The sequence below is a fragment of the Nocardioides sp. WS12 genome, from assembly GCF_014108865.1.
Lineage (GTDB): Bacteria > Actinomycetota > Actinomycetes > Propionibacteriales > Nocardioidaceae > Nocardioides.
Window position 1 is genome coordinate 544,482 of record NZ_CP053928.1, and the last position, 13,198, is coordinate 557,679.

Consider the following 13,198-nt stretch of genomic DNA (forward strand, 5'->3'; position numbering starts at 1 on the left):
GGGTCCGGTCGGAGTCAATCGGTCGTCGGCGCGCCGGCCGGGGGAGGCCCACGCGTCGCCAAGGGTCCGACGTGCGGGTCCGCCGCGGGGTTCCCTGGTACGGCGTCGCGCGCGGCCGTGGGCGACGTGACGTCGGCCTCGTCCCCACCGTCGTGGAGTACGTCGGCCAGCAGCCCAGCCAGGCGGGCGCGACCGCGCGAGCAGCGACTCTTCACGGTGCCTTCGGCGCAGTCGAGGATCAGGGCGACCTCCGCGACGGAGTACCCCTCCATGTCGACCAGCACCACGGCTGCCCGCTGTTCGACGGGGAGTGTGGCGAGTGCGGCGCGGACGAGGTCGCGGCGCTCGAGCGCAACGCTGGCGTCGGCCGGGTCGACGCTGTCGCCGACGGTGGTGCGGGCACTGCTCGCGTGCTCGTCCAGGTCCTCGGGCAGGGGCTCTGCTCGTCGTACCTTGGCCGAGCGGAGACGGTCGAGGCACGCGTTGACGACGATCCGGTGCAGCCAGGTGGTGACCTGGGCGTCGCCGCGGTACGACGACGCGCGCCGGAAGGCGGCGATGATGCCCTCCTGGAGTCCGTCGGCCGCGGTCTCGGGGTCACTGCAGGTGCGCAGGGCGACGGCCCAGAGGCGGTCGCGGTGCCGGGCGAAGAGGATGCCGAACGCTTCGGCATCGCCGGCGACGTGGGCGGCGAGGAGGTCGGAGTCGGGCAACTCGCGGGGCTCACTCTCCACGGACCACCACCTCAGAGATCTCGGCCCGGAAGTCTCCATCGACTTCGGGCAACGCCGTCAACCAGAGCACAAGGTAGCGGCCGGTGATGGGTGGCGCGGTCGCGCCCTCGGCGGCTGGAGCGAGGACGAGTCGCCCGGATCCGGTGCCCGTGGCGACCGGTTTGCTCGTCGGTGCGTTGCTGGGCGGGTTGTCGAACGAGTAGAGCTCGACAGTCCCGGTGCCCTGGGCGAGGCGGACCGCGACGGTGCTGACGTCGCGCTTGCGGCCCAGGTCGAGGATCAGCCCGACGCCCGTCTTGAGGCCGAGCGGCGGTCCGAACTGGTCCTTGTACGTCGACGTGTTCCAGCTCGTGGCGTTGTCGCCGTCGAACAGGTTCGGCAACCCGTCGGGGTTCTCCCCGTCCTCGCCGAGCGGGTCGAAGTCGGTGGCGCGCACGCCGGGGATCACGGCCGGCGGGGTGGCCGCAGTGGTGGAGGGCTCGGTGGGCTCCGGATCCGGGTCGCCACCCAGCGCCGTACGGCCGCGACCGAGGTTGAACGCGATCGCCACCGCCACCAGCAGGATCACGGCGAGCGCCACGGCCATCGCCAGGCGCAGCCAGTTGCGGCCGGGCACGGCCTCGGACTCGGTCGTGTCGTCGGCATCCGTCGCCGGCGCTCCGCTGGGGTCCCAGGGCCAGTAGCCGTGGGGGCGAACGCCGTCCTCCCCGGGATCACCCGGATGCGGATCCATCAGGGGTACGGCGTCGGGCCGTGGGCGTCGTACGACGGCACCATCGGGGGAGTCGGGCGCGAACAGGGGACGCTCGGGGGGCTCCTCGAACGGCGGCGGAGGCGGCGGCGGGGTGCTGCGGGTGCGCAGCCACTGGACGTCATCGTCGTCACCGCCGAAGAGCGGGATGCCGGCCTCGGTGGGGAGTTCGGACACCAGCGGGATGGGCGGGTCCTCGTGCTCTTCGGGCCCCGGCCGCGCTTCGATGCTCTCCTGGGTCCGTTCGTCGACCTCGATCACGACGGGCGCGGGGTCCTCGCGCTCGGGCGGCACCACCGGCAGGTCGTCCTGTGACGCATCGTGGGGCAACGGGTCGAGGACGGCGGGCAGCCACACGGGGCGCAGTTCGTTGATGGGCGGGATCGACTTGGCCAGCGCGTCCGGCATGCCCGCCGGGTCGCCGACGAAGGCGAGCAGTTCGGCCGCGATGCCCTGGGCGGTGGTCACGTCGGGGTGGTCGGAGCCGATCAGGCGCCGGCGGCCGTGGTCCTGGGTGCAGTCGAACTCGCGCCAGAGCAGGTCGAGCGGCTTCGGCACACCGGCGCGGACCTGGCGCGGGCTGAGGAAGGCGTCGTTCTCGCGGGGCGCGGCGGGGACGATCGAACCGGACGGCCCCGGCCAGGTGCCGGTCAGCGCGCAGTAGAGCAGTCCGCCGAGGTCCTCGAGGTCGCCGCGGACCTCGCCGGGCGGCAACCCGTGCAGCGCGGCGTCGACGCACATGCCGATGATGCGCACGGAGCCGTAGCGGTCGATCAGCACGTTCTCGGGGTTCAGCCGGCCGTGGGTGACACCAGCGGCGTGGGCCCGGGCGATGGCGGAGGCGACGTCGGCCACCAGCCAGGCGGCCCGGCGCGGGCCGAGCGGACCGGCGTTGGTGACCAGGATGTCGAGGGAGATCCCGGTGCCCCACTCGTTGACGACGAAGGAGCGACCGTCCTCGCTCTCGGCGTCCAGGACCCGCAGGATCCGCGGGTCGAGCACGGAGGCCGACGTACGGGCGGCTTCGAAGAGCCCCGGGGCCCGGGGGTCGTCCTCGGCGATGACGTGCAGCGCGACGAAGCGTTCCAGGACGGCGTCGCGCGCTCGCCAGAATCGCCCGCTGCCCGTTTCGCTCAGCAGGTCGATCAACCGGTAGCGGTCAGCGAGCACATCGCCCGACCGCGTCGACGTCGCCACCCTGTCCCCCTCCGATCCCTTCGGATCCTTTGTCATCCTAGGAGACCGCCGAGACCAAGCGGGGTCACCTGCGCCGAACGCGTGCCGTCACCGTGGCGACCACCGAGGTCACCTCGTCCAGACGCAGCAGTTGGGCCGCGGCGAGGAAGGCACCACCGGCGCCCGCGCTGACGATCGCGGCCTCGAGGACCGACCACGTCCAGTGCGGATCCGTCACGAACTCGGCGATGGTGTCGGTGACCACCAGGTCGAGGAAGAGGCTGATGCCCAGCACGACCCCGGCGGCGACGAGCAGGCGCAGCACGAACCCCAACCAGTCGGCGACCGGGCGCGGCGCGGTTGCATCGGCCGAGCGCAGCAACCGGAGCAGGACGATGGTCGAGATCGTGGCACCCACGGTGTAGGCGCCGGTGTAGGCGACGACCAGCATCGGTGCCGTGTGGTCGTCGTCGACGCGGCTGACGAGCAGGGTGGCGAGGCCGATGTTGGTCGCGGCGATCACGCACTGCACGAAGAAGACCGCGCGGTTGCGCTCCAGGGCGTAGAACCCGCGCAGCACCAGGTAGTGCACGGTGAAGGCCACGATGCCCAGTCCGAAGAGCACCATCGACGGCTCGAACCGGCCCGCCTTGCCGGCGGTTGCCCCGTGGCCCCACAGCACCGTTGCCAACGGGAGCGCCAGGGCCGGCAGCAACGCCGCAAACGGTACGACGACCACGAGCGCCGAGCGCAGGGTGCTGCCGAGCGTGGCACCCAGTGCGGCGAGGTCGCCGCGCGCGGCGGACGCCGAGAGCCGGGGCAGGATCGCGGTCGCCAGCGAGACGGTGATGACCGAGTGCGGCACCATCACCGCGAGCATCACGCTGGAGTAGATGGTGATGCCGGTGCCCTCGGCCGAGGAGGCGGTACCGCCCGACGCGAGGCGCACCACGACGACGTACGCGATCTGGTTGACGACCACGAACAGCACGGTCCAGACGCCGAGCTTGAAGGTCTGGCCGAGGCCGACGCCGCGGAAGTCGAAGCGTGGGCGGTAACGGACGCCGGCGGCGCGCAGGTAGGGCACCAGGATCAGGAGTTGGGTGGCGATGCCGAGGGTGGAGCCGATGCCGAGGACCAGTTCCTGGTTCTGGCTGAACGCGCCCTGCTGCTCGGACTTCGTGGCCGCGCCGAAGACGACCAGGTAGGCCACCAGCACCGCGACCGAGATGATGTTGTTGGCGATCGGCGCCCACATCATCGGCCCGAACTTCCCGCGGCTGTTCAGGATCTGCCCGATCAGCGCGAACATCCCGTAGAAGAAGACCTGCGGCAGGCAGAAGCGTGCGAAGTCGATCGCGGACTGGCGTTGTGCCGCGAGCTCCGGCGTACTGAACTTGTCGCTCAGCATCACCTGCATGACCCACGGTGCTGCCACGACCAGCAGCACGGTCACGGTGGCGAGGAAGCAGATCGCGAGCGTCATCACGCGGTCGATGTACGCCGCTCCACCGTCGGTGTCGTTCTTCATCGCCCGGACGAGTTGCGGCACGAGGACCGCGTTGAACACACCACCCGCGATCAGGATGTAGAGCATGTTCGGGACGGTGTTGGCGATGGTGAAGATGTCGGCGTGCAGCGAGACGCCGAGCGCCGCGGCCAGCAACGTCGCCCGGATGAGGCCGCTGAACCGCGACAGCACGGTCCCGGCCGCCATCACGGCGGTGTTGGCGAGGATCCGCTTCTGTTCGGCGGATCCGGTGTCGGCGGAGGTGCCGACGGAGGTGTCAGGGGTGTCGGGGGCGTCGCTCACGAGGTCGCCTCGACGGCCTCGGCGTCCTGCTCGGTGCGCCTCCGGAACCGGCGGGCCAGGCGGATGCCGATCGCCAGGAACAGGATCGCGGCGCCGGTGCCCATGATGATCCAGATGACGACGCCGACCTGGCCCGAGCGCAGTGGCAGCGCGTCGTCCGATCCGATCGGCTCGCCCTCGGGGTCGGTGAGGCGCAGCGTGACGTTGTGGACGCCGGTGCGGGTCATGTCGGCGGTGATCGGGACCGACGTACGGCTCTTGGCTGCGAGCCGGACCGGATTGGCGATGCCGATGGTCGCGCCGTCGTCGGTGCTGGCGGCGACGTTGACCGTGACGGGGTAGGGCAGCGCGTTGCGCACCGAGACGCTGAAGCCGCCGGACGTGCCGGACAGGGTCACGCCGTTGGGCGCGTCGATGGTGACCTGGCCGAGTTGCTCTTCGATCCACTGCCGCGTGCGGGTCAGGCGTACGGCGGCGTCGCGGTCCCCGCGCAGGGCGTACGACGACCCGGCGAGTGCTTCGGCGATCAACTCGTCGCCGATCTCGTACTCGTCGCCGAGGATCGCCTGGAACGAGCGGGCAGCCCGGATCAGTTGACCGGCCTCGATCAGGACACTGGAACTGACCTCGGCCCGGGACTGCGACTTCGGATAGGTCAGCGCGCCGGCGTCGACCTGCCTCTCGTCGGTGCCGGCTCCCTCGGTTGGCTGTGCTGCGGCGACGATCGCACGGAGATCGGTGAGGTCGAGCCAGGCGGCGTCGAGACCGGTCCAGAAGGACGCGGCGTTGGTGGCGGTGATGGTGTCCGGCAGGACCACGACGAGCGGTTCGGGGGCCTGCCCCTTCGCGCCCAGCACCCGCACCGCGGCCTCGCTCAGGATCCGCTGGCGCAGCGCGACCGCGGCGGTGACCGGGTCGGGGCCGGGGCCGCCGGTCGCGGCGGTCGTCGCGGTCACGACGACCGGACGGTCGCCGATCAGCCCGTTCGTCGGCGCGCGACCGGAGAAGGTCTCGGTCGGGAACATCTGGTCGCCCAGCAGCACGGCGGCTCCGTCATCGACGGTGTCGATCCCGGTCGGGGCGAGGTAGCCGTCGGGGCCGGTCACGACCGGCAGCGGTTCCACGTCCCAGGCGTCGAACTCGGCACTCGGGTGCTCGCGGGCGGTGCCGTAGAGGCTCGGCAGGTGGTGGGCGGCAGCGGAGAGGTCAGGGTCGCCGTACGGCAGCGCAGCGACGGCGTCGGTGGTGAGGGCGGTCCTGGCCTGGAGCAGCCACGAGGTCGCGGCGCTGACCAGGGGATGGTCGGCCGGTAGGCCGGGCTCGTCCTTCTCGCCGGCGGGTTCCTCGTCCTCGTCGTCCGAGGGTTCGTCGCTCGCCGCGGGTTCCTCGGGATCGGGCGTCGGCGCGACGTCGCGCGGCAGGTTGCGCAGGGACAGGTGCCGCACGGCGTCGAGGACAGCGGGATCGACCAGCCACGTCACGGGGTTGAGCCCACTGGCCGCGCCGAAGGCCAGCGGTCCGGCCAGGTGGCCGTCGAGGGTGAGTGCTTCCTGCCAGGCCGTCGTACGGCTGAGGGAACCGTCGCTGGCGTGGGTGACCGGCGCGCGCAGCGGCACGACGACCGCGGTCTCGACGACTCCGTCGACGCTGCCGGGGACGTAGGGCAGGAAGGTCCGCGCGCGGCCGTCGGCGATCAGGTCGCGCGGCGTGCTCGCGCTCGCGCCGAGGGCGTGGACGCCGAACCAGTAGACGCCGGGCGTCGGTGAGGGGAACAGGATCCGCAACGCAGCCTGCGGGATGCGCAAGGTGTACGACGCCACCTGGCCCGGCACGAGGGCGCTGACCTGCGCCTGCACCGCGGTGTGGCGATTGCCGACCGGCGCCTCGGCGTCGAGTTCGGCAGCGACTTCGAGTTCGGCCGACGTGGTCATCACGCCCGCGCAGAGTTCGCAGCCCGGGCCGGAGTTGAACATCGGGTAGAGGCTGATGTCCTCCCACCGTTCGAGGCCGACGTTGGTGATCGTCCCGCGGACGACGAGCGGCCCCGAGCGTGGCAGTCCGCCCGGGGTCATCTCGTCGATGGTGATCGCCAGCGGGGCGTCGTCGCCGTCGTCGTCGGGGCCTGAAGCGGCGGTCCTGGAGGAGTTGGCACCGCCCTCATAGGCAGCCGTGGCGCTGTCGTCGGCGCTGGCCACCGGGCCGGCCAGGACGGTCGCGCCGAGCAGGAGTCCGGTCAGCCCACCCGCGAGAGAGCGCAGGGGAGAACGACGGACGACCACCCCCCGAGGGTAGTGGGGCCACCCCGCGCGTCAGCGGACCCCACGGCGCAGGTGCCCTCGCCGAGGTTGATTGACATCAATCAACCTCGGCGAGGAAGGGGTCACGGCGCTGACGGCCTAGACTCCTGCGCCGTGACCGACCCCGCTGACGCTTCCCCCGCTGCACCGCTGCGGCTGGTCGACGTACAAGCGGCCGTCACGGCCGAACTGGACCGGATCGCGCCGGTCATCGACGACCTCGGCCGCCTCTTCGAAGCCGCCGGTCACGAGCTCGCGCTCGTCGGTGGGCCGGTCCGCGACGCAATGCTCGGCCGTCGCTCCAATGACCTCGACTTCGCGACCTCCGCCCGCCCCGAGCAGACCGAGAAGCTGCTGAAGGCCTGGGGCGACGCGTGGTGGGACATGGGCCGCGACTTCGGCACCATCGGCTGCCGCAAGGGCGACTGGGTGGTCGAGGTGACCACCTACCGCTCCGAGGAGTACGACGCCGACTCCCGCAAGCCCGAGGTGCAGTACGGCGACACGCTGGCCGGGGACCTCGGTCGCCGCGACTTCAGCGTCAATGCCATGGCGGTACGCGTGCCGGGCCGCGTGATCGAGGACCCGTTCGGCGGCGTGATGGACCTGGCGCACCAGGTGCTCCGCACACCCGGCACGCCCGAACAGTCCTTCTCCGACGACCCGCTGCGGATGATGCGGGCCGCCCGCTTCGCGTCCCAGCTCGGTTTCACGGTCGACCCGGACGTCGTCCGCGCGATGACCGAGATGGCCGACCGCATCGAGATCGTCTCCGCCGAGCGCGTTCGCGACGAGCTGGTCAAGCTGATCTGCGCCGACCACCCTCGTCAGGGGCTGTCTCTCCTCGTGGAGACCGGGCTGGCCGAGCACGTGCTGCCCGAGTTGCCCGCGCTCAAGCTCGAGCGCGACGAGCACCACAGCCACAAGGACGTCTACGACCACACCCTGACCGTGCTCGAGCAGGCCATCGACCTCGAGCCGCGGCTGACCGAGCGGTCCGGGATCGCGAGCCCCGACTTCGTGTCCCGGTTCGCCGCGCTCATGCACGACGTCGGCAAGCCGAAGACCCGTCGCTTCCAGGACGACGGCATCGTCACGTTCCACCACCACGACGTCGTCGGCGCCAAGCTGACCCGCAAGCGGATGAAGGCGCTGCGCTTCTCCAACGACCAGATCGACGCTGTCGGCGACCTGGTCGAACTGCACCTGCGCTTCCACGGCTACGGCTCCGGTGAGTGGACCGACTCCGCCGTACGCCGCTACGTCCGCGACGCCGGCGACCAGCTCGAGCGCCTGCACGTGCTGACCCGCGCCGACTGCACGACCCGCAACAAGCGCAAGGCCGACCGCCTCAGCCGGACGTACGACGACCTGGAAGCCCGCATCGACCGGCTCAACGAGCAGGAGGAGCTCGCCTCCCTCCGCCCGGACCTCGACGGCAACCAGATCATGGAGATCCTGGGCATCGGCCCGGGCCGCGATGTCGGCGACGCCTACAAGTTCCTCATGGAGCATCGCCTCGACAACGGTCCGATGGCCGAAGCCGACGCGATCGCCGTACTCAAGGACTGGTGGGCGGCCCGCCAGCCGTCCTGATCCATCGCGTCCTACCAGGGGAGGATGCGTCCGATCCCTACTGGCCGGTAGCCTCCCCGCATGGCTGACACGATCGAAAAGCTCCTCGAAGACTCCATCGAGATCGACGCTCCCGCGGACAAGGTGTGGGCGCTCGTCACCGACATCCCCGCCATGTCCAAGCGAAGCCCCCAGGTCGTGAAGTCGACCGTCAAGGGTGGCGTCGTGAAGGAAGGTGCGACCTTCCGCAACCTCAACAAGCAGGGCATCAAGCGCTGGCCGACGGCCGGCAAGGTGGTCCGCTTCACCGCTCCCACCGACTCCTCGGTCGGCGAGTTCGCGTTCCGGATCCGTGAGAACTGGACGATCTGGTCGTTCGAGGTCGAGCCGACCGCAACGGGCGGTACCCGCCTCACCGAGCGCCGCGAGGCCCCCGACGGGATCTCACAGCTGTCGCAGGTGCTCACCAGGTTCGTCCTCGGTGGACAGGCGCCCTTCGCCGACGAGCTGCGTCGCGGCATCCGCCACACCCTCGAGAAGATCAAGGCTGAGGCCGAGACCGCCTAGGACCACCTACACAATGACGAAGGGCCGGCTCCCCTGGGGGGAACCGGCCCTTCGGCGATTGCTACGAGGTCACTCGTCGCCGGAGATGAACTTCTCCAGGAGCAGGCGACCCTCGGTGTCCTCGATCTGAACCGGCGGGCTCTTCATGAGGTACGCCGACGCGGCGATGATCGGGCCACCGACGCCACGGTCCAGGGCGATCTTCGCGGCGCGCACGGCGTCGATGATGATGCCGGCGGAGTTCGGGGAGTCCCAGACCTCGAGCTTGTACTCGAGGTTCAGCGGAACGTCACCGAAGGCGCGACCCTCGAGGCGGACGTAGGCCCACTTGCGGTCGTCGAGCCATGCGACGTAGTCGGACGGGCCGATGTGGACGTTCTTGCTGTCCGTCAGGTTGGCCAGCGCACCGGTGAGGTTCGAGGTCACGGCCTGGGTCTTGGAGACCTTCTTGGACTCAAGGCGCTCACGCTCGAGCATGTTCTTGAAGTCCATGTTGCCGCCGACGTTGAGCTGGTACGTACGGTCCAGCGCCACGCCACGGTCTTCGAACAGCTTCGCCATCACGCGGTGCGTGATGGTGGCGCCGACCTGCGACTTGATGTCGTCACCGACGATCGGGACGCCGGCGTCCTCGAACTTCTTGGCCCACTCGGGGTCAGAGGCGATGAAGACGGGCAGGGCGTTGACGAACGCCACGCCGGCGTCGATCGCGCACTGGGCGTAGAACTTGTCCGCCTCTTCGGAGCCCACGGGCAGGTACGAGACCAGCACGTCGACCTTGGCGTCCTTGAGGGCCTGGACGACGTCGACCGCCTCGGCGGCGGACTCCTCGATCGTCATCCGGTAGTACTTGCCGAGACCGTCGAGCGTCGGGCCGCGCTGGACCTCGACACCGAGGGTCGGGACCTCGGCGATCTGGATGGTGTTGTTCTCCGAGGCGTTGATGGCCTCGGAAAGGTCCTTGCCGACCTTCTTGTCGTCGACGTCGAACGCGGCGACGAACTGGACGTCAGAGACGTGGTACTGACCGAACTTCACGTGCATGAGCCCCGGGACGGTGCTCGTCGCATCGGCGTTCCGGTAGTACTCAACGCCCTGGATCAGGGACGTGGCGCAGTTGCCCACGCCGGCGATCGCTACTCGAACCGAACCCATGGGGTGTGTTCCTTCCTCGGTGCTCATGACTGTGTTCATGACTTGTGCTTCGGATGTGCTTCGGATGTGGTGGTCAAGAAGCCGACGGTGTCGGCGTCTCGGGCGTTGCTTCGGCGCGCGACTGGGCGCCACGCTCGGCGTTGATGAGGTCCGAGAGCCATCGGACCTCGCGCTCGACCGATTCGACGCCGTGCCGCTGGAGCTCGGAGGCGTATCGGTCGGCTTCCTTCTGGGTCATCGCGAGGTCGCGCTGAACCCGTTCCAGCCGCTCCTGGAGTCGCGAACGTCGTCCTTCGAGGACGCGCAGGCGGATCTCCATGTCGGTGGAGGAGAAGAACCGGAACCGGATGTCGAAGTTGTCGTCCTCCCATGCAGCAGGACCCACCTCCGACATCAGGCGTGAGAACTCCTCGGTGCCCTGCGGGGTCACCTCGTAGACGATTCGTTGCCGACGGCTCTGGGGGCCCGACGGAACGACTTCCTCGATGAGATTGCCGCGAAGCATCTTCTTCAACGCCGGGTAGAGGGAGCCATACGACAGCAGCCGTCCCCATCCGAGCATCAGGTTGAGCCGCTTGCGCAGCTCGTAGCCGTGCATGGGTCCCTCGTGCAGCAGTCCGAGGACCGCCAACTCGATGGTGTCGCCACGCCGTGCCATGCGACCTATCGTAGCGATATATCCACGGAACGTGAACTTTCGATGGATCGGGAGTGTCCAACGGTCGACCGCCCGTCACGAATCGGGTGACACAGGTGCGCGCCGTACCCTGTGGTGCGTGGTCGAGGGAAAGCGCAAGCAAGGGACGCCGCCGTCGCGCGGCAGGTCCGGGTCCGGCAAGTCGGGTGGCAAGTCGGGCGGCAAGGGCGGCAAGGGCAGCAAGGCGCCGCGCACCTTCAAGCAGAAGGTGAAGCGGTTCGCCCTGTGGGGCATGGTCGCCAGTGTCGTGTTCGGCCTGCTCGGTCTGCTCTCCCTGTTCATCGCCTACCGGACGATCGACATTCCCGACCCGAACGCCGAGTTCCTGACCGAGACCACCCAGGTCCTGTACGCCGGCGGCAAGTCCGAACTCGGCCAGTTCGCGATCCAGAAGCGTGACTCGATCCCCTACGAGGAGATGCCGCAGTTCGTGAAGGACGCGGTCGTCGCCTCCGAGAACCAGACGTTCTGGACCGACAGTGGCCTGGACCCCAAGGGCATCCTGCGCGCGGCGTTCAGCAACGCCCAGGGCAACTCGAAGCAGGGTGCGTCGACGATTACCCAGCAGTACGTGAAGATCCTCTACCTGACCCAGGACCGCACCTGGAAGCGCAAGGCCAAGGAAGCGATCCTGTCGCTGAAGATCAAGAACGAGCTGTCCAAGCAGCAGATTCTCGAGGGCTACCTCAACACCATTTACTTCGGCCGTGGTGCGTACGGCATCCAGGCCGCTGCCCAGGCGTACTTCGACCGGGACGCCAAGGACCTGACGCTGGGCCAGTCGGTCGTCCTCGCGGCCGTCCTCAACAACCCGGTCCGGTTCGACCCCGCCAACGGCGAAGCGGCCACCACGCGCCTCTCGGCCCGCTACGAGCGCATCATCAACGGCATGCTCGACATGAAGACCGTCGACCCCGCGGTCGCGGCGAAGGCGCTCGAGCAGGGCCTGCCGAAGTTCCCCGACATCAAGCAGAACGACCAGTACGCCGGCCAGAAGGGCCACGCGCTGACGATGGTCCGCAAGGAGCTGATCCGCCTCGGGTTCAGTGAGGAGGAGATCGACGGCGGTGGCCTGAAGATCACCACCACCTTCACCAGGAAGGCGATGCGGGCCGCCCAGCAGGGCGTCGCGGCGGCGCGCCCGGAGGGCTTTGGCGCGAACCTCCACGTCGCGGTCGCCTCGGTCGAGCCCGGCACGGGTGCTGTCCGTGGGTTCTACGGCGGCCACGACTACCTCAAGTCGCAGCTCAACTGGGCGGCGGCCGGTGGCCAGGCCGGGTCGACGTTCAAGCCGTTCGCACTGGCAGCGGGGATCGAGTCCGGCTTCGAGCTCAAGGACACCTTCGACGGCAACTCGCCCTACGAGCTGCCCGGCGGTGGCCGCCCGATCGAGAACCAGGGCGACCAGGACTACGGCCGGGTCAACCTGATCAAGGCCACCGAGGACTCGATCAACACCGCCTACATCGACATGACGCTGGCGATGCCTGACGGTCCCGAGAAGATCATCGAGACCGCCAACGCGATGGGCGTCCCGCCGGCTGAGCCTGCCGCCAAGCCGTACGGCTTCCCGACGATCAGTGCCGGTCTGCAGCCGAACACCGGCGTCGCGCTGGGTTCGCAGACCGTCAGCCCGATCAACATGGCCAACGGCTACGCGACCATCGCCAACCGCGGCGTCGCGGCCGACGCCTACATCATCGAGAAGGTGGTCGACGCGGACGGCATGGTCCGTTACACCCACAAGGTCACCGACCACCGCGCGATCCGTGAAGGTGTGTCCGATGACGTCGGCTACGCGCTCCAGCAGGTCGTGAAGTCGGGCTCGGGTTCGGCAGCGCTCGGCCTGGGTCGCCCCGTCGGGGGCAAGACCGGCACCGCGACCAACGGCAAGGGCGAGGTCTCCTCGGCCTGGTTCGTCGGCTACACCCCCCAACTGGCCACCGCCGTGATGTACGTCCGCGGCAAGGGCAACGAGCAACTGCAGGGCTGGCTGCCGTCGTACTTCGGTGGCGCCTATCCCGCGGAGACGTGGACCGAGGTGATGAAGCGGGCGATGGAGGACGTGGACATCGAGGACCTGCCGCCGGCCGCGAACGTCAAGGGCGACGCGCCCGACGAGGGCCACGAACCGCCCAAGCCGAAGCCGACACCCACCAAGAAGCCGAAACCGACGCCGACGCCGAGCCCGACGCCCACGCCGAGCCCGACGCCCACGAAGAATGACCCCGGACCGCCGACCAGCACGCCGCCCGATCCGACGACCGATACCGACGGCGACGGGAACCCGGACATCTTCGACGAGGACGACGACGGCGACGGCGTTCCGGATGCCGACGACCCGCAGCCGCTGAACCCGGCCGTGCCGGGTGGCGGCAACGGCAACAACCGGGTGCGGGTCGGCCGTCGTCGTCGTACCGCCGCCTGAGGCCG

The 13,198-nt window shown here is 69.6% G+C and carries 9 protein-coding genes; 3 read left to right on the top strand and 6 right to left on the bottom strand.

The annotated features are described in order from the left end of the window. Positions 1–14: 14 nt before the first annotated feature. From sigM to HRC28_RS02510, 4 genes are all read right to left on the bottom strand, one after another. A complete protein-coding gene (gene sigM / locus HRC28_RS02495; RefSeq protein WP_237111669.1) occupies positions 15–734 on the bottom strand; it encodes an RNA polymerase sigma factor SigM in 720 nt (239 codons plus the stop codon). After that, entirely contained in the window at positions 724–2,682 is a 1,959-nt protein-coding gene (locus tag HRC28_RS02500; protein WP_182378625.1) for a protein kinase family protein, read from the bottom strand. Before HRC28_RS02500 ends, sigM begins: the two co-directional genes overlap by 11 nt. A 64-nt stretch (positions 2,683–2,746) precedes the next feature. After that, the gene (murJ, locus tag HRC28_RS02505; protein WP_237111670.1) at positions 2,747–4,474 is read right to left on the bottom strand and encodes a murein biosynthesis integral membrane protein MurJ; all 1,728 of its coding nucleotides are present in this window, start codon (positions 4,472–4,474) and stop codon (positions 2,747–2,749) included. Beyond that, complete coding sequence (locus HRC28_RS02510; protein WP_182378626.1) at positions 4,471–6,753, bottom strand: DUF6049 family protein; 2,283 nt, start codon at positions 6,751–6,753, stop codon at positions 4,471–4,473. The genes murJ and HRC28_RS02510 overlap by 4 nt, the downstream gene beginning before the upstream one ends. A gap of 174 nt (positions 6,754–6,927) precedes the next feature. On the opposite strand from HRC28_RS02510, the gene HRC28_RS02515 reads away from it, so the two are divergent. Then, the gene (locus HRC28_RS02515) at positions 6,928–8,367 is read left to right on the top strand and encodes a CCA tRNA nucleotidyltransferase (RefSeq protein WP_237111892.1); all 1,440 of its coding nucleotides are present in this window, start codon (positions 6,928–6,930) and stop codon (positions 8,365–8,367) included. 60 nt (positions 8,368–8,427) lie between these two features. After that, positions 8,428–8,913, top strand: coding sequence for an SRPBCC family protein (locus tag HRC28_RS02520; protein ID WP_182378628.1), 486 nt, complete (start codon positions 8,428–8,430; stop codon positions 8,911–8,913). Positions 8,914–8,982: 69 nt separating this feature from the next. Here the strand turns inward: HRC28_RS02520 and HRC28_RS02525 are convergent, their stop codons facing one another. Both HRC28_RS02525 and HRC28_RS02530 read right to left on the bottom strand, forming a co-directional pair. Beyond that, entirely contained in the window at positions 8,983–10,068 is a 1,086-nt protein-coding gene (locus tag HRC28_RS02525) for an inositol-3-phosphate synthase (RefSeq protein ID WP_182380415.1), read from the bottom strand. A gap of 73 nt (positions 10,069–10,141) precedes the next feature. Beyond that, positions 10,142–10,726 carry a PadR family transcriptional regulator gene (locus HRC28_RS02530; protein ID WP_182378629.1) on the bottom strand — a complete coding sequence of 195 codons (585 nt, stop codon included), beginning with the start codon at positions 10,724–10,726 and terminating at the stop codon, positions 10,142–10,144. Between the two features lie 118 nt (positions 10,727–10,844). On the opposite strand from HRC28_RS02530, the gene HRC28_RS02535 reads away from it, so the two are divergent. Further along, on the top strand, positions 10,845–13,193 hold the full coding sequence (locus tag HRC28_RS02535; RefSeq protein WP_237111671.1) for a transglycosylase domain-containing protein: 2,349 nt from the start codon (positions 10,845–10,847) through the stop codon (positions 13,191–13,193). Positions 13,194–13,198 lie beyond the last annotated feature (5 nt).

Bases quoted from the DNA above. Each gene is read 5' to 3' on its own strand.
- HRC28_RS02520 (WP_182378628.1), top strand. From the start codon at position 8,428: ATGGCTGACACGATCGAAAAGCTCCTCGAAGACTCCATCGAGATCGAC.
- HRC28_RS02525 (WP_182380415.1), bottom strand. From the start codon at position 10,068: ATGGGTTCGGTTCGAGTAGCGATCGCCGGCGTGGGCAACTGCGCCACG.
- HRC28_RS02530 (WP_182378629.1), bottom strand. From the start codon at position 10,726: ATGGCACGGCGTGGCGACACCATCGAGTTGGCGGTCCTCGGACTGCTG.